Origin of the sequence: Burkholderia sola (assembly GCF_905400185.1) — a bacterium.
Lineage (GTDB): Bacteria > Pseudomonadota > Gammaproteobacteria > Burkholderiales > Burkholderiaceae > Burkholderia > Burkholderia sola.
In genome coordinates this window covers 946,836-963,112 of sequence record NZ_FR989676.1, presented here as the reverse complement: position 1 = coordinate 963,112, position 16,277 = coordinate 946,836, and the positions used below count along the sequence as shown (strand labels likewise).

At 69.0% G+C, this 16,277-nt stretch carries 13 protein-coding genes; 8 read left to right on the top strand and 5 right to left on the bottom strand.

The annotated features are described in order from the left end of the window. Positions 1-21: 21 nt before the first annotated feature. The 6 genes from KR541_RS20885 (at position 22) to KR541_RS20860 (ending at position 6,672) form a co-directional block, all read left to right on the top strand. Positions 22-1,242, top strand: coding sequence for a CaiB/BaiF CoA transferase family protein (locus tag KR541_RS20885; RefSeq protein ID WP_050013342.1), 1,221 nt, complete (start codon positions 22-24; stop codon positions 1,240-1,242). Next, a complete protein-coding gene (locus KR541_RS20880) occupies positions 1,239-2,036 on the top strand; it encodes an enoyl-CoA hydratase/isomerase family protein (RefSeq protein WP_080334222.1) in 798 nt (265 codons plus the stop codon). The genes KR541_RS20885 and KR541_RS20880 overlap by 4 nt, the downstream gene beginning before the upstream one ends. Before the next feature lie 81 nt (positions 2,037-2,117). Further along, entirely contained in the window at positions 2,118-3,170 is a 1,053-nt protein-coding gene (locus tag KR541_RS20875) for a porin (RefSeq protein ID WP_050013343.1), read from the top strand. 10 nt (positions 3,171-3,180) lie between these two features. Next, positions 3,181-4,503: an MFS transporter gene (locus tag KR541_RS20870; protein WP_216089760.1), complete on the top strand. Its 1,323-nt coding sequence runs from the start codon at positions 3,181-3,183 to the stop codon at positions 4,501-4,503. A 37-nt stretch (positions 4,504-4,540) separates the two neighbouring features. Then, positions 4,541-5,695, top strand: a complete 1,155-nt coding sequence (locus KR541_RS20865; protein WP_050013345.1) for an acyl-CoA dehydrogenase family protein — start codon at positions 4,541-4,543, stop codon at positions 5,693-5,695. Positions 5,696-5,733: 38 nt separating this feature from the next. Continuing rightward, a complete protein-coding gene (locus KR541_RS20860) occupies positions 5,734-6,672 on the top strand; it encodes an alpha/beta hydrolase (protein ID WP_209934301.1) in 939 nt (312 codons plus the stop codon). Between the two features lie 58 nt (positions 6,673-6,730). Here the strand turns inward: KR541_RS20860 and prpF are convergent, their stop codons facing one another. The 4 genes from prpF to prpB all read right to left on the bottom strand — a co-directional run bounded on the left by prpF (position 6,731) and on the right by prpB (position 12,731). Then, complete coding sequence (gene prpF, locus KR541_RS20855; protein WP_216089759.1) at positions 6,731-7,921, bottom strand: 2-methylaconitate cis-trans isomerase PrpF; 1,191 nt, start codon at positions 7,919-7,921, stop codon at positions 6,731-6,733. A gap of 26 nt (positions 7,922-7,947) precedes the next feature. Next, positions 7,948-10,542: a Fe/S-dependent 2-methylisocitrate dehydratase AcnD gene (gene acnD / locus KR541_RS20850; RefSeq protein WP_216089758.1), complete on the bottom strand. Its 2,595-nt coding sequence runs from the start codon at positions 10,540-10,542 to the stop codon at positions 7,948-7,950. 81 nt (positions 10,543-10,623) lie between these two features. Then, positions 10,624-11,796: a bifunctional 2-methylcitrate synthase/citrate synthase gene (prpC, locus tag KR541_RS20845; RefSeq protein WP_006480321.1), complete on the bottom strand. Its 1,173-nt coding sequence runs from the start codon at positions 11,794-11,796 to the stop codon at positions 10,624-10,626. A 41-nt stretch (positions 11,797-11,837) separates the two neighbouring features. Beyond that, the gene (gene prpB / locus KR541_RS20840; protein ID WP_006480320.1) at positions 11,838-12,731 is read right to left on the bottom strand and encodes a methylisocitrate lyase; all 894 of its coding nucleotides are present in this window, start codon (positions 12,729-12,731) and stop codon (positions 11,838-11,840) included. 170 nt (positions 12,732-12,901) lie between these two features. Here prpB and prpR point away from each other — a divergent pair, with 170 nt between their 5' ends. Beyond that, positions 12,902-14,890: a propionate catabolism operon regulatory protein PrpR gene (gene prpR, locus KR541_RS20835; protein ID WP_216089757.1), complete on the top strand. Its 1,989-nt coding sequence runs from the start codon at positions 12,902-12,904 to the stop codon at positions 14,888-14,890. Positions 14,891-14,905: 15 nt separating this feature from the next. Here the strand turns inward: prpR and KR541_RS20830 are convergent, their stop codons facing one another. Next, positions 14,906-15,535 (bottom strand): CGNR zinc finger domain-containing protein, encoded by a 630-nt coding sequence (locus tag KR541_RS20830; RefSeq protein WP_235356190.1) that lies wholly within the window; start codon positions 15,533-15,535, stop codon positions 14,906-14,908. Between the two features lie 275 nt (positions 15,536-15,810). Here KR541_RS20830 and KR541_RS20825 point away from each other — a divergent pair, with 275 nt between their 5' ends. Next, positions 15,811-16,194, top strand: coding sequence for a VOC family protein (locus KR541_RS20825; protein ID WP_213346159.1), 384 nt, complete (start codon positions 15,811-15,813; stop codon positions 16,192-16,194). Positions 16,195-16,277 lie beyond the last annotated feature (83 nt).

Sequence of the window (16,277 nt, the reverse complement as noted above, 5' to 3'; positions counted from 1 at the left end):
CACATCGAAGGAGACATCGTCATGACCAGCAGCAACGAAGGCGCACTTGCAGGCGTGCGCGTGGTGGACCTGAGCCGCGTCTACGCGGGGCCGTTCTGCGCGCAGACGCTCGCCGACCATGGCGCGGACGTCATCAAGATCGAACCGCCGCAGGGCGACGAAACGCGCGACTGGGGGCCCGCGATGCCGAACGGCATCTCCAGCTACTACTGGGGGCTCAACCGCAACAAGCGCAATCTCGCGCTCGACCTGTCGCATCCCGACGGACGCGACGTGCTGTTGCGCGTGCTCGAAACGGCCGACGTGTTGATCGACAACTTCAAGCAGGGCACGCTCGAACGCTGGGGCATCGACTACGAACACTGCCTGCGCGCACGCTTTCCGCGCCTCGTCCACTGCTCGATTTCCGGCTACGGCACCGACGGCCCGCTCGCGCGGTTTCCGGGCTACGACGCGGTCGCGCAGGGCCTCGCCGGCTTCATGTCGATCAACGGCGAGCCGGGCGGCATGCCGCTCAAGGTGCCGTTTCCGGTCGTCGATCATGCGGCCGGCCTGAGCGCCGTCTCCACCATCCTGGTCGCGCTGGTCGAGCGGACGCGCTCCGGCCTCGGACAGCACGTCGACATCGACCTGTTCAGCACCGCGCTGTCGATGCTGCATCCGGTCAGCACGAGCTGGATGGCGACCGGCGACGTGCCCGTCGCGACCGGCAACGTGTACGGCGCGATCGCGCCGTACGGCGTCTATCCGTGCAAGGACAAGCCGGTCGCGACCGGCGCCGGCAACAACCGCACGTTCGCGCGGCTCGTCGAGGCGCTCGGCGTGCCCGAACTGGCGCGCGATCCGCGCTTCGCGACCAATGCGCAGCGCGTCGCGCATCGCGAAGCGCTCGACACGCTGCTCGGCCAGCTGACCGCCGAACTGCAGGCGGACGAGGTCGTCGAGCGGCTGATGCACGCCGGCGTCGCGACGGGGCCGGTGAACACTGTGGCCGATGCGTTCGGCCATCCGCAGGCGGCGCGCAACGCGATGTTCGTCGATACCGATACGTACACCGGCGCGGGCATTCCCGCCAAACTGTCCCGCACGCCCGGCTCGATACGCCGGCCGCCCCAACCGTTTGCCGCCGACACCGACGCCGTGCTCGACGCGTTCGGGATCGACGCGGCGCGCCGCGACGCGCTGCGGCAGGCCGGCGTGCTGCACGACACGCGGGCGGACGTGGCCGGGAGCGCGTCATGACCACCCAGCGCTTTTCTTCACCGGCGGGCGACGATGCCCCGTCTATCCTGCGCGACGACGCCGACGGCATCGCGTGGCTGACGATCCATCGCCCACACGTCGCCAATGCGCTGTCCGCCGACGCGATCCGCCGCCTGTGCGACGCGCTCGTCACGCTCGACGACAACCCGTCGATTCGCGTCGTCGTGATCCGCGGCGCGGGCGAACGCGCATTCAGCGCGGGCGTCGATCTCGGCGACCCCGAGATCCGCGGAATGCAGCCGATGCGTGGGCTCGCACGCAACGTGCACGAGCTGATCCTGGAGCTGCGCAAGCCGACCATCGCGGCCATCAACGGCTACGCGATCGGCGGCGGCTGCGAAATCGCGCTCGCGTGCGACCTGCGGATCGCCGCCGCTCACGCGACCTTCGCGCTGCCCGAAGCGCGGGTCGGCATGGGCGCGAACTTCGCGAGCGTGCTGCTGCCGCGCATGTTGCCGCGCGCGATCGCGATGGAGCTGCTGTTCACGGGCCGCCGCTTCGACGCAGACGAAGCGCAACGCGCCGGCCTGCTGAACCGCGTCGTGCCCGGCGCCGCACTCGACGACACCGTGCGCGAGCTGGCACAGACGATCGCCGCGAACGCACCGCTCACGATCCGCCGCATCAAGGAAACCGCGACGCGCAGCCAGGGGCTGCCGGTGGCCGCCGCGCTGCGGCTGGACGTCGGCCCCGACGTCTACGCGAGCGAGGACCGGATCGAGGGCGCCCGCGCGTTTCTCGAGAAGCGCAAGCCGGTGTTCAAGGGCCGCTGAGCCCGGCGCCGCACCGCAGCATCCGCGCGCACCGCTCCCAGAACGCGGGCGCGCCCAAAAAACATGGACGGAGACACCTTCATGCAACGGAAAGCATTCCTGGTCGGCGCGTGCGTGCTGTGCGCCACGCCGGCGCACGCGTCGTCGGTCACGCTGTACGGGATCGTCGACAGCTACGTCGAATTCGATCGCATCGGCAGTCTGTCGACCCTGCGGCAAAGCGGCGGCGGCGCGTCGACGAGCCGCTTCGGCCTGACGGGCGTCGAGGATCTCGGCGGCGGCACATCGACGAAATTCGTGCTGGAAAGCGGTTTCTCGCCAGCCGACGGATCGTTCCAGGGCGGCACGCTGTTCTACCGACAGGCCTATGTATCGCTGCAGAACACGCGCTACGGCGACCTGCGGCTCGGCCGGCAATACACGCCCGCGTTCTACGTCGTGTACGACGGCGATCCGTTCGGACTCAACGAGCGGATGTCGCCGCTCGCGCTGCTCGCAACGTCGACCGACACGATCACGAGCAACACGACCCCGCCGATTCCGCGCTTCAACCAGGCGGCGTCGTATCTGAGTCCCGACTGGAACGGCCTGCGCGTGATGGCCACGTACGGCTTTCCGACGCCGAACGCACTCTCGACTCAAGCCGGACGCAACTACGGCGCCGGGCTTCAGTACCGGATCGGCGGGCTCTACGTCGGCGCCGGCTTCCAGGGCGATACGTCGGCCGGCAACCTGGCGCCCGTCGTTTCCCCGTCGACGACCCGCCACTACGTGTTCGCGGCCAACTACGCGTTCGCGCGCGTCAAGCTGTACGCCGCGTTCCTGTATGGCGTCGGCACGGCGGCGCGCCTGCCCGCGTTCTCGACCGCCAGCGTCGGTGCGTCGATCAACGTCGGCGCGCTCGATCGCGTGCTCGTGTCGGTGGTGCGCCGCGACGTGAAGGGTTCGGCGAACGATGCGACCGCGCTCGGCGTCGGCTACGACCATCCGCTGTCGAAGCGGACATCGCTCTACGCACGCTATCTCTGCATGAAGAACGGCGGCGACGCCCGCAATACCGTCGTCGCCGGTCTGCCACCGCAACCGGGCGGCACCGAGCAGGTGTTTGCGCTCGGCGTCACTCACCGCTTCTGACGGAGTGCCCATGACCCCGACCCTTTCGATCCACCCGGCCGCCGTCGACGATGGCTCGACACAGGCACTCTACCGCCGAATCTCGCGCCGGCTGCTGCCGTTCCTGATCCTCTGCTACACGCTGTCGTTCATCGACCGGATCAACATCGGCTTCGCGCACGCACAGATGGCCGCCGAACTGCACTTCTCCGACGCCGTCTACGGGCTCGGCGCGGGCATTTTCTTCATCGGCTACATGGCGTTCGAGATTCCGAGCAACGCGTGGCTCGCGCGGATCGGCGCGCGCCGGACGATCGCCCGGATCATGGTGCTGTGGGGCCTCGGCTCGGCCGCGACGATGTTCGTCGCGACGCCCGCGCAGTTCTACGCGTGCCGCTTTCTGCTCGGCGTGTTCGAGGCCGGCTTCTTCCCCGGCATCCTGTTCTATCTCGGCGCGTGGTATCCGCCGCGGCAGCGCGCCAAGGCGTTCGCGCTGTTCATGACCGCGCTGTACCTCGCGGGGCTGATCGCCGGCCCCGTGTCGGGCGCGATCCTGTCGTACTTCGACGGCGTGGCCGGCCTGAGCGGCTGGCAATGGCTGTTCGTCGTCGAAGGGCTGCCGAGCAGCGCGCTCGGCCTCGTCGCGCTGCGCTTTCTCGACGACCGGCCGGACGACGCACGCTGGCTGTCTGACGCCGACAAGGCCGCGCTGCGCGCCGCGCACGCGCAGGCCGAAGCCGGTACGCCGGCCGCGAACGCAGCGCGACCGCTACTCGCACATCGCGATTTCTGGCTGCTGTGCGCGGCCAATTTCGCAATCGCGGCCGCCGGCTACGCGCTCGTGTTCTGGATGCCCGTGATCCTGCATCGCGGCGGCCTGCATGGCGCGATGCAGATCGGGCTGCTGTCCGCGCTGCCGTACCTGTGCGGCATCGTCGGCATGCTCGCGATGGGCTGGCGCACCGAGCGCCGGCGCGAATGGCGCAAGCACGGCGCCGTCGCGATGCTCGCGTGCGCGGCGGCCCTCGCCGGCCTCGCGAGCAGCGCCGGCACGTCGCACCTGATGATCGCGCTGTGCATCGCGGTCGCCACGCACGCCGCGGCGCTGCCCGCGTTCTGGGTGCTGCCGGGGCTCGCGCTGCCGAAGCGCTCGATGGCGGTCGCGATCGCGGCGATCACGATGACCGGCGCGATCGGCGGATTCGCGAGCCCGTTCCTGATGGGCGTGCTCAACACGGCCACCGGGTCGATGCGCGGCGGCCTCTATTTCAATGCCGCGCTGCTGGCGGCCGGCGCGTTCGCGTTGCTCGGCACGCTGCGCGCCCGCGCGGCGGCGCGCGCGAACGTCGGCTGACGGCACGCCTTCTTCCCCCCTGTACGGACCCACCCTCATGAATTTCGACCTCGAACTCGAACACCGGATGATCCGGGACCTCGTCGCACGTTTCGTGAAGGACGAACTGATTCCGCTCGAAGCGGCGGTGATGGCGCGCGAGGCCGACGGCCAGCGTTTCGGGCTGCTCGCCGACGAGCGCGCGCACCTCGACGAGCGCTCGCGGCAACTCGGCCTGTGGGGACTCGACGCGCCGCTCGACGTGGGCGGCTCGGACCTGCCGGCCGTCGCGATGGTCGGCGTGAACGAAGCGATCGGCACGACCGTGACCCCGTACATCCTGCCGCCCGACTCGCCGAACCTGCGGATGCTGTGCGATGCGGCCGATGCGGCGCAACGTGCGCGCTATCTCGACCCGTACGCACGCGGCGCCACGCGCGCGGCAATGGCGATCTCCGAGCCGGGCGCCGGCTCCGATCCGGGTGCGCTGTCGACGATGGCCGTGCGCGATGGCGACACCTGGGTGCTGAACGGCCGGAAGATCTGGATCAGCCACGCGGCCGAAGCCGACTGGACGATCGTGATGGCGCTGACCGATCGCAGCAAGGGCAAGCGCGGCGGCATGTCGGCGTTCATCGTCGAGCGCGACACGCCGGGCTTCGTCATCGAGCGCCGGATCCCGATGATCGGCGGCCTGTCGACCTACGAAATCGTGCTGGAAGACTGCCGCATTCCCGCCGCGCAATTGCTGGGCCGGGAAGGCGCCGGCTTCGCGCCGATGCAGGCCCGGCTCGCGAACCGGCGGCTGGAGATGGCCGCATGGTGCATCGGCCGCGCCGAGCGCGCGGTCGCGCTGCTGTGCGACCATGCGAAACAGCGCACGACCTTCGGCGTGCCGCTCGCGGAGCGCCAGGCGGTCCAGTGGTGGGTCGCCGACGCGCTCACGCAGATCCATGCGTGCCGCCTGATGACCTACGAAGCGGCCGCGCGCGTGGATGCCGGGCAGGATGCACGCACGCAGATCTCGATGGTCAAGGTGTTCGCGACCGAAATGGCGTCGACCGTCATCGATCATGCGATGCAGACGCTCGGCGCGATGGGCATGACGAAGGAAATGCCGTTGCAGCAGATGGCCAGCGAAGCGCGGCTGATGCGCATCTTCGAAGGCCCGACCGAGGTGCACCGTTGGGTCGTCGCGCGCAGCGTGCTCTGACCGCGGCGCACCGCCCACTTCCACGATGGAGCCCTGCGTTGAACACCCTGCCTCTCGTCGATCCCGAAATCCGCCCGCTGCTCGAGACCTGGCCGACCGTCACGCTCAGCGCCGACAACCTCGCACAGTCGCGCCAGCGCGTGCTGCCGCTGCCGCCGCCCGACCCGGCCGGCAGCACGCTCGAACGCCGCACGGTACCCGGTCCTGCCGGCGCGCCGGACGTCCCGGTCCTCGTCTATTTGCCCGACGGCCATGCGCGCCCGCTGCCGGCGGTCGTCCACCTGCACGGCGGCGGCTACGTGCGCGGCGCGGCGAAGGAGCTCGAAGCGGTGCACCGGTCGCTCGTGACGCAGCTCGGCTGCGCGCTGATCTCGGTCGACTACCGTCTCGCGCCGGAAACCGTGTTTCCCGGTGCGATCGAGGACTGCTACGCGGCGCTCGGCTGGGTGTTCCGTCACGCCGACACGCTCGGCATCGACGCCGCGCGGATCGGCGCGGCGGGCGAAAGCGCGGGCGGCGGGCTCGCCGCCGCGCTGGCGCTGCTGGCCCGCGACCGCGGCGAATTCCCGCTCGCGTTCCAGCACCTGATCTATCCGATGCTCGACGATCGCACCTGCACGCGCACGCCGCATCCGCATGCCGGCGAATTTATCTGGCATGCGGCCAACAACCGGTTCGGCTGGACCGCGTTGCTCGGTCACGCGCCGGGCATCGACGGCGTGTCGCCGTACGCGGCCGCCGCGCGCGCCACGCGGCTCGACGGCCTGCCGCCCACGTTCCTGTCGGTCGGCTCGCTCGACCTGTTCCTCGACGAAAATCTCGACTACGCGCAGCGCCTGCTGCGCGCGGGCGTGCCGACCGAGCTGCACGTGCTGCCCGGCGGCGTACACGGATTCGACCTCGTACCCGGCGCGCGGGTCTCGGAAACGGCGCGCCGCCTGAGCCACGACGCGCTGCGCCGTTTCCTGCACGGCTGACCAAAACGACGCGGGCGGCCGAAGCCGCCCGCATCCGCGTCGATCCCGACGACGACGCTCAGAACGCGTCGCCCGGCACCCGCACCCAGCCTTCCATCAGCACGCGCGCGCTGCGGCTCATGATCGCCTTCGTGACGGCCCATTCGCCGTTTTCGCGCCGCGCTTGCGCGCCGACGCGCAGCGTGCCCGACGGATGCCCGAAGCGCACCGCATTGCGTTCGCCGCCGCCCGCCGCGAGATTGACGAGCGTGCCCGGGATCGCCGCGGCCGTGCCGATCGCGACCGCCGCCGTGCCCATCATCGCGTGGTGCAGCTTGCCCATCGACATCGCGCGCACCAGCAGGTCGACGTCGCCCGCGTTCACGCGCTTGCCGCTCGACGCGACGTAGTCGGCCGGCTTCGCGACGAACGCGATCTTCGGCGTGTGCTGCCGCGTCGCGATTTCGTCGAGCGTGTCGATCAGGCCCATCCGCAACGCGCCGTGCGCGCGGATCGTCTCGAATTTCTCGAGCGCCTTCGCATCGCCGTTGATCGCGTCCTGCAGCTCGGTGCCCGTATAGCCGATCGCTTCCGCGTCGACGAAGATGGTCGGGATGCCCGCGTTGATCATCGTCGCCTTCAGCGTGCCGATGCCCGGCACCGCAAGATCATCGACGAGGTTGCCGGTCGGGAACATCGAGCCGCCCGCGCCTTCTTCCTCGGCGGCCGGGTCCATGAATTCGAGCTGCACTTCGGCGGCCGGGAACGTGACGCCGTCCAGTTCGAAGTCGCCCGTCTCCTGCACCGCGCCGTTCACGATCGGCACGTGCGCGACGATCGTCTTGCCGATGTTCGCCTGCCAGATCCGCACGGTCGCGACGCCGTCGCGCGGCACGCGCGCCGGATCGACGAGCCCGCCGCCGATCGCGAACGGGCCAACCGCCGCCGACAGGTTGCCGCAGTTGCCCGTCCAGTCGACGAACGCCTTGTCGATCGCGACCTGGCCGAACAGGTAGTCGACGTCATGACCGGGCCGCGTGCTCTTCGACACGATCACCGTCTTGCTGGTGGACGACGTCGCGCCGCCCATCCCGTCGATCTGCTTGCCGTACGGATCGGGGCTGCCGATCACGCGCAGCAGCAGCGCGTCGCGCGCGGCGCCCGGCGTCTGCGCGGCATCCGGCAGGTCCTGCAGCCGGAAGAACACGCCCTTGCTGGTGCCGCCGCGCAGGTAGGTCGCGGGAATCCTGATTTGAGGAGTGTGAGCCATGTGTGCGTTATCCCTGTGTGACGCGATCAAGCCGCCTGCGACGATTCGAGGAAGTCCTGCGCGAAGCGCTGCAGCACGCCGCCCGCTTCGTAGATCGACACTTCCTCGGCCGTATCGAGCCGGCACGTCATCGGCACCTCGACGCGCTCGCCGTTCCTGCGGTGAATCACGAGCGTCAGGTCGGCGCGCGGGTTGCGCTCGCCGATCACGTCGAAGGTCTCGGTGCCGTCGATGCCGAGCGTCGTCCGGTTCGTGCCCGGCTTGAACTCGAGCGGCAGCACGCCCATCCCGATCAGGTTCGTGCGGTGAATCCGCTCGAAACCTTCGGCGGCGATCGCCTCGACGCCCGCGAGCCGCACGCCCTTCGCGGCCCAGTCGCGCGACGAACCCTGGCCGTAGTCGGCGCCGGCCACGACGATCAGCGGCTGCTTGCGATTCATGTACGTCTCGATCGCTTCCCACATCCGCATGACCTCGCCTTCCGGCTCGACGCGCGCGAGCGAACCTTTCTTCACCGCGCCATCGACGACCGCCATCTCGTTGACGAGCGTCGGGTTCGCGAAGGTCGCGCGCTGCGCGGTCAGGTGGTCGCCGCGGTGCGTCGCGTACGAGTTGAAGTCTTCTTCCAGCAGGCCCATCTTCGCGAGGTATTCGCCGGCCGCGCTGTTCGGCAGAATCGCGTTCGACGGCGACAGGTGGTCGGTCGTGATGTTGTCGCCGAGCACCGCGAGCGGACGCATGCCCTTCAACGTGCGCTCGCCGGCCAGCGCGCCTTCCCAGTACGGCGGGCGGCGGATATACGTGCTCTGCGCACGCCAGTCGTACAGCGGCGCCGCGCGCTCGCCTGCGTCGGCGCTGCGCGCGAACATCGGCTCGTAGACCTTGCGGAACTGCTCGGGCTTCACGCTCGACGCGACGATCGCATCGATCTCCTCGTCGGTCGGCCAGATGTCCTTCAGCGTGACGGGCTTGCCGTCCTGATCGTGACCGAGCACGTCCTTCTCGATGTCGAAGCGGATCGTGCCGGCGATCGCGTAGGCGACCACGAGCGGCGGCGACGCGAGGAACGCCTGCTTCGCATACGGGTGAATGCGGCCGTCGAAGTTGCGGTTGCCGGACAGCACGGCGGTCGCGTACAGGTCACGCTCGACGATCTCCCGCTGGATCTTCGGATCGAGCGCGCCCGACATCCCGTTGCAGGTCGTGCATGCGAACGCGACGATGCCGAAGCCGAGCCTCTCGAGTTCAGGCAGCAGGTTCGCTTCTTCCAGATACAGCTCGACCGCCTTCGAGCCCGGCGCGAGCGAACTCTTGACCCATGGCTTGCGCGTCAGGCCCTTCGCGTTCGCGTTGCGGGCGAGCAAGGCGGCGGCAATCACGTTGCGCGGGTTGCTGGTGTTCGTGCAGCTCGTGATCGCGGCGATGATCACCGCGCCGTCGGGCATCTCGCCCGGCTTCTCTTCCCACTGACCGGCAATCCCGCGCGCGGCGAGATCGGACGTCGGCAGCCGCTTGTGCGGGTTCGACGGGCCGGCCATGTTGCGCACGACGCTCGACAGGTCGAACGTCAGCGTGCGCTCGTATTGCGCATTGGCGAGCGTATCGGCCCACAGGCCCGCCGCCTTCGCGTAGGTCTCGACCAGCTTCACCTGCTCGTCGCTGCGGCCGGTGAGGCGCAGATAGTCGGTCGTCTGGCCGTCGATGAAGAACATCGCGGCCGTCGCGCCGTATTCGGGCGCCATGTTCGAGATCGTCGCGCGATCGCCGAGCGTGAGGCTCGCCGCGCCAACGCCCCGGAACTCCAGGTACGCGCCGACCACCTTCTCCTTGCGCAGGAACTCGGTCAATGCGAGCACCACGTCGGTCGCGGTGATGCCGGGCTGGCGCTTGCCGGTCAACTCGACGCCGACGATGTCGGGCAGGCGCATCCACGACGCGCGGCCGAGCATCACGTTCTCGGCTTCGAGCCCGCCGACGCCGATCGCGATCACGCCGAGCGCATCGACGTGCGGCGTGTGGCTGTCGGTGCCGACGCAGGTGTCCGGGAACGCTACGCCATCCTGCACCTGGATCACCGGCGACATCTTCTCGAGGTTGATCTGGTGCATGATGCCGTTGCCCGGCGGGATCACGTCGACGTTCTCGAACGCCTTCTTCGTCCACTCGATGAAGTGGAAGCGATCCTCGTTGCGGCGATCCTCGATCGCGCGGTTCTTCGCGAATGCGTCCGGATCGAAGCCGCCGCATTCGACGGCGAGCGAGTGGTCGACGATCAGCTGGACGGGCACGACCGGGTTCACCTTCGCCGGGTCGCCGCCGCCGTCCGCGATCGCGTCGCGCAGGCCCGCGAGATCGACAAGCGCCGTCTGTCCGAGGATGTCGTGGCACACCACGCGCGCCGGGAACCACGGGAAATCGCGTTCGCGCTTGCGCTCGATGATCTGCTTCAGCGAATCGGCGAGGATCGCCGGATCGCAGCGGCGCACGAGGTTTTCGGCGAGCACGCGCGACGTGTACGGCAGCGTGTCGTACGCGCCGGGCGCGATCGCGTCGACCGCGGCACGCGCGTCGAAATAGTCCAGCGACGTGCCGGGCAGGGGTTTGCGGTTGGCGGTATTCATGATGTGGGGCGGAATTCGGGGTAAGACGTGCCGCGTGCGCCGGCCGCCCGCATCACGGGCGCCGGCGCATGCGGCGGACGATCAGCGCTTCTCGATCGGCACGAACTGCAGGTCTTCCGGACCGGTGTAGTTCGCGCTCGGGCGGATGATCTTGTTGTCGATGCGCTGCTCGATGATGTGCGCGCTCCAGCCCGACGTGCGCGAGATCACGAACAGCGGCGTGAACATCGCGGTCGGTACGCCCATCATGTGATACGACACCGCGCTGAACCAGTCGAGGTTCGGGAACATCTTCTTCGCGTCCCACATCACCGATTCCAGGCGCTCGGCGATGCTGTACAGCTTGGTGTCGCCCGCTTCCTTCGACAGCTTGTGCGCGACGCCCTTGATCACCTTGTTGCGCGGATCGGAGATCGTGTAGACCGGATGGCCGAAGCCGATCACGACTTCCTTGTTCTCGACGCGGCGGCGGATGTCGGCTTCGGCGTCGTCCGGCGAGCTGTAGCGGCTCTGGATCTCGTACGCGACTTCGTTCGCGCCGCCGTGCTTCGGCCCGCGCAGCGCGCCGATCGCGCCGGTGATCGCCGAGTAGATGTCCGAGCCCGTGCCCGCGATCACGCGACCGGTGAACGTCGACGCGTTGAATTCGTGCTCCGCGTACAGGATCAGCGACGTGTGCATCGCCTCGACCCACGACTTCGACGGCGTCTTGCCGTGCAACAGGTGCAGGAAGTGGCCGCCGATCGAGTCGTCGTCGGTTTCCGTCTCGATGCGCTTGCCGTTGTGCGAGAAGTGATACCAGTACAGCAGCATCGAACCGAGCGACGCCATCAGGCGGTCGGCGATGTCGCGCGCGCCCGGCAGGTTGTGGTCGTCCTTCTCCGGCAGCACGGTGCCGAGCACCGACACGCCGGTACGCATCACGTCCATCGGGTGAGCCGACGCCGGGATCTGTTCGAGCGCGGCCTTCAGCGCGCTCGGCAAGCCGCGCAGCGCGCGCAGCTTGGTCTTGTACGCGGCCAGTTCGGTCAGGTTCGGCAGCGTGCCGTGCACGAGCAGATGCGCGATTTCCTCGAATTCGCACGATTCGGCGACGTCGAGAATGTCGTAGCCGCGATAGTGGAGGTCGTTGCCGGTCTTGCCGACCGTGCACAGCGCCGTGTTGCCGGCCGTCACGCCCGACAGCGCCACCGACTTCTTCGGCTTGAATGCGCCTGCGGCGGCCGGTGCTGCTGCGTCTTTCGTCTCGCTCATGTTTTCCTTCTCCAATGGGTATCGGGGGGGTGCGGGCCGCGTTACTTCTTGCCCTGCGCGAACAGTTCGTCGAGCTTGCGCTCGTATTCGTGATAGCCGAGGAAGTCGTACAGCTCGGCGCGCGTCTGCATCGTCGGCACGGCCGCCTTCTGCGTGCCGTCGCGGCGCAGCGTCTCGTAGAAATTCAGCGCGGCCTTGTTCATCGCGCGATACGCGCCGCAGCAGTACAGCGCGATGTCGACGTTCGCCTCGCGCAGCTCGTCGACCGTGAACAGCGGCGTCGAGCCGAACTCGGTCAGGTTCGCGAGGATCGGCACCTTCACGGCGGCCTTGAAGCGGCGGTAGTCGTCGAGCGTCTTCATCGCTTCCGGGAAGATCATGTCCGCGCCGGCTTCGACGTACGCGACCGCGCGCTCGATCGCCGAATCGATCCCTTCCGCGGCGGCCGCGTCGGTGCGCGCCATGATCACGAACTGGTCGTCGGTGCGCGCGTCGACCGCGGCCTTCACGCGATCGACCATTTCGTCGATCGGCACGACTTCCTTGCCCGGACGGTGGCCGCAGCGCTTCTGGCCGACCTGGTCCTCGAGGTGCACGGCCGCGACGCCGGCGTTGATGAACGAGCGGACCGTGCGCGCGATGTTGAACGCGCCGCCCCAGCCCGTGTCGATGTCGACCAGCAGCGGCAGGTCGGTCGCGTTGGTGATCCGGGTCGCGTCGATCAGCACGTCCTCCATCGTGCTGATGCCGAGGTCGGGAATGCCGAGCGAGTTCGCGGCGACGCCGCCACCCGACAGGTACACGGCCTTGAAGCCGACGGCCTGCGCCATCTTGGCCGCGTACGCGGTGATCGCGCCGACCACCTGCAGCGGCTGCTCGGCCGCGACTGCCGCGCGGAACTTCGCGCCGGCGCTCTGAAGATGCGTATTGCTCATGAACGGCCTCCTGATGGAATGCCCGATAACAGCAAGGACCGGGCCAGCTTGCGGAACGTCGCTAACTCACTGATTCTTAAGCGACCGCCGTGGGTGCGGTACCGCCCGGCGATTTCAATTTAGCGATTTCGTGTTTCAAAAATGAAATCGCGCGCGCATAATCGGCCGTCATGGACCTCTCCTCGACCAAGCCCGTCGGCCCCGCCGACCGCACGGTGCGCCCGCGCATCTGGGCGATGGGCATCAGCCGGCTGCGCGAGCTGTTTCGCGAGATCGCCGGCGAATTCGACGAACGCGCGGACGTGCGCATCGTCACGCGCGCCTATGAAGATGCGCTGAGCGCGATCGCCGAGGCCGGCGCCGCGCGGCCCGACGTGATCGTCGCGGCCGGCTCGAACGGCGGCTTCCTGAAAACGCGCGCGCAGGTGCCGGTGGTGGTCGTGTCGCCGACCGGCTTCGACGTGATGCAGGCGCTCGCGCGCGCGCGGCGCGATGCGACGCGGATCGCGCTCGTCAGCGCCGGCGAGACGCCGCCCGAAGTGCGCCGCTTCGTCGCCGCGTACGGCCTCGACGTGCAGTTTGCGTCATATCAGTCCGCCCAGGAAGCGGAGGCCTGCGTGCACGACCTGCGCGATCGCGGCATCGAGACGATCGTCGGCCCGGGCCTCGTCACCGATCTCGCCGCCAGCGTCGGCATGGGCGCGGTGTTCCTGTATTCGCATGCGTCGGTGCGCAAGGCCGTCGAGACGGCGCTCGAAGTCGCGTATGCGACGCACGCCGAGGCATTCCGCCGCCAGCGGCTCGACACGCTGCTGCAGCACCTGCGCGACGGCGTGGTCGCGCTCGACGCGCACGGCCGCGTCGAAGCGATCAACGAACGGCTCGCATCGGCGTTCGGGGTCGAACCCGCGGCGGCCGTCGGTCGCGCGCTCGTCGACTTGCGGCCCGAGTTGCGCACGCTGCGCGGCGAGGACGGCGACGCGCTCGCGACCGTGCGCGGCGTGCGCTACGTCGTGCATCGCGGGCCGCTGGTCGATCGCGGCGTCACGTCGGGCAGCGTGCTGACGTTCCAGGAATCGCGCGCGGTAGAACGGCTCGATCGCGCGCTGCGTTCGCAGCCGACCACGCAGCAGTTCGCCGCCCGCTACGCGCTCGACGACGTGGTCGGCGCGTCGGCGCCGATGACGCGCGTGCGCGACCTCGTGCGCCGCTACGCGAAATCCGACGCGACCGTGCTCGTGCTCGGCGAAAGCGGCACCGGCAAGGAGATGATCGCGCAGAGCCTGCATGCGCTGTCCGCGCGGCGCAGCTATCCGTTCGTCGCGGTCAACTGCGGCGCGTTTCCGGAAGCGCTGCTCGAGAGCGAGCTGTTCGGTTATGAAGAAGGCGCGTTCACCGGCGCGCGGCGCGGCGGCAAGACCGGCCTGTTCGAGGCCGCGCACCGCGGCACGCTGTTTCTCGACGAAATCGGCGAGATGCCGCCGTCGCTGCAAAGCCGGCTGCTGCGTGTGCTGCAGGAGCGCGAGGTGATCCGCCTCGGCTCGACCGAGCCGATCCGCATCGACGTGCGCGTGATCGCCGCGACGCACCGGCCGCTGCTCGCGGCCGTCGAGGCCGGTACGTTCCGCGCGGATCTCTATTACCGGCTCAACATCCTGAACATCGGCCTGCCGCCGCTGCGCGAGCGCGCGGCCGACATCCCCGCGCTCGCGGCGACGCTGCTCGTGCAGGCCGCGCGGCGCGAGCCGCGTCTCGCCGACCGCGTGCGCGACGCCGACGACGCGCTGCGCGTGCTCGCCGCGACGCAAGCGACGCTCGCGCGCTACCGCTGGCCCGGCAACGTGCGCGAACTGCAGAACGTGGTCGAGCGGATCGCGGTGGAGCTGGCCGAGGAAGTCGACGAAAACGATCCGGCCGCCGCGTGCGCGGCGCTCGCCCCTGGCGCGCTGCGAGTGATCGCGCCCGAGCTGTTCGCCGCGCCGCCCGATGCGGCCGGCGCCGGCGGCGACGAGGCACGGACGCTCCACGCGCGGCGCCGTCGCGCGGAAGCCGACGAGATCCGCGCGGTGCTCGACGCGTGCGGCGGCGACCGCGATCGCGCGTGCGCGATGCTCGGCATCAGCAAGACGACGCTGTGGCGGAAGTTGTCGGCGAAATAGGTTCCGTCCGCGCCGTCATTCGGCCTTGTGATAGTGGCGATACGCCTTCGCGCGATTGCCGCACGACGACATCGAGCACCAGCGTCGGCTGCCGTTCTTGCTGTCGTCGATGAACAGCCACTGGCATGCGTCGTTCGCACAGCGCTTGACCTTCGCGAGCCGCGCGCCGCCGAGCAGGTCGATCGCCGACCAGAGCACCGGGCTCAATAGGCGCGCGAGCGTCGCGCCCGACGCGTCGATCCTCCACGCATAGCGGCCGTCGACGCGCACCAGCGCAACGCGCGGCGATGCTTCCACCAGGAAGCCGCCGAGCAGCGCGAGATCCTCGGCCTGCGGCTCGCGCTGCTCCGCCTGCGCGTGAAAGAGCCGGTATAGCGCCTCGCGCAACGCGAGCGCCTGCGCGAGCATCGCGGGTTCGTCATTCTTCTTCAGGTTCAGGTATTGCTCACGACACGCGTCGGCCAGCCCGGCCGGTACGCCCGCCTGCTCGCGGCACCACGCGAACAGGTCGTCCATCGTGCCGAAGGTTTCCGTCGGTGGGTCGCTGCCGCGCCAATACAGCGTGTTCGCGAAATCGAGGCTCAACGTTTCGGGCGGCGCCGGGATCAGGCAGTCCGTTGTGACGGAAGGTTGCGTTTTGCTCATGACGCGATCGTATCTAACCACCATGCCGGTTGACAAGCGTCCGAGCGATTTCTAACATAACCGGCATGGTGGTTAAAAACTGGTTGGCCGCACCGATGCCGGTTCAATCCAAGGAGACACAGATGATCGATCGCTTTTCGTTCAGCGTTATCCACACCTCCACTGGCCGCAGGTACGACGACAGCACGCTCGGCGCGCTGCGCTACAAGCGGCTGGCATGGTGCCTGTAAGCAGGTTTGCCGCACTGACGTCCCCCTCAGTTCAAGGAGCCACAGATGATCGACCACCTTTCGTTCGGCGTTGCCCACATCGATCGCAGCCGCACCTTCTACGACAGCGCGCTCGGCGCACTCGGCTACAAGCGCCTGTATAGCGACGACGGCGCGCTCGGCTACGGCACGACCGAGCCCGAGCTGTGGTTGCAGCACGCGGCCCGGCCTGTCGTCGCCGATCCCGATTCCGGGCTGCACCTGTCGTTCAAGGCCGCGTCGCCGGTCGAGGTCGACGCGTTCTACCGCGCCGCGCTCGAGCACGGCGGCAAGGACAACGGCGGGCCCGGCAAGCGCGAGCACTACGGCCCCGGCTATTACGCGGCGTTCGTCGTCGACCCCGACGGCTATCGGCTCGAAGCGCACTGCGCACTCGACAACGTCGTGTGATCCGCTTCGTCCGGACGCGCACGAGCGACAAGGGCCCGATTCCGCCTCGCGCGGAATCGGGCCCCTGGTTTTTGGCTACGTCG

What these genes read in the sequence shown, in the direction of transcription:
- KR541_RS20885 (WP_050013342.1), top strand. Translation starts at nt 22, where the DNA reads ATGACCAGCAGCAACGAAGGCGCACTTGCAGGCGTGCGCGTGGTGGAC.
- KR541_RS20880 (WP_080334222.1), top strand. Translation starts at nt 1,239, where the DNA reads ATGACCACCCAGCGCTTTTCTTCACCGGCGGGCGACGATGCCCCGTCT.
- KR541_RS20875 (WP_050013343.1), top strand. Translation starts at nt 2,118, where the DNA reads ATGCAACGGAAAGCATTCCTGGTCGGCGCGTGCGTGCTGTGCGCCACG.
- KR541_RS20870 (WP_216089760.1), top strand. Translation starts at nt 3,181, where the DNA reads ATGACCCCGACCCTTTCGATCCACCCGGCCGCCGTCGACGATGGCTCG.
- KR541_RS20865 (WP_050013345.1), top strand. Translation starts at nt 4,541, where the DNA reads ATGAATTTCGACCTCGAACTCGAACACCGGATGATCCGGGACCTCGTC.
- prpF (WP_216089759.1), bottom strand. Translation starts at nt 7,921, where the DNA reads ATGGCTCACACTCCTCAAATCAGGATTCCCGCGACCTACCTGCGCGGC.
- acnD (WP_216089758.1), bottom strand. Translation starts at nt 10,542, where the DNA reads ATGAATACCGCCAACCGCAAACCCCTGCCCGGCACGTCGCTGGACTAT.
- prpC (WP_006480321.1), bottom strand. Translation starts at nt 11,796, where the DNA reads ATGAGCGAGACGAAAGACGCAGCAGCACCGGCCGCCGCAGGCGCATTC.
- prpB (WP_006480320.1), bottom strand. Translation starts at nt 12,731, where the DNA reads ATGAGCAATACGCATCTTCAGAGCGCCGGCGCGAAGTTCCGCGCGGCA.
- prpR (WP_216089757.1), top strand. Translation starts at nt 12,902, where the DNA reads ATGGACCTCTCCTCGACCAAGCCCGTCGGCCCCGCCGACCGCACGGTG.
- KR541_RS20830 (WP_235356190.1), bottom strand. Translation starts at nt 15,535, where the DNA reads ATGAGCAAAACGCAACCTTCCGTCACAACGGACTGCCTGATCCCGGCG.
- KR541_RS20825 (WP_213346159.1), top strand. Translation starts at nt 15,811, where the DNA reads ATGATCGACCACCTTTCGTTCGGCGTTGCCCACATCGATCGCAGCCGC.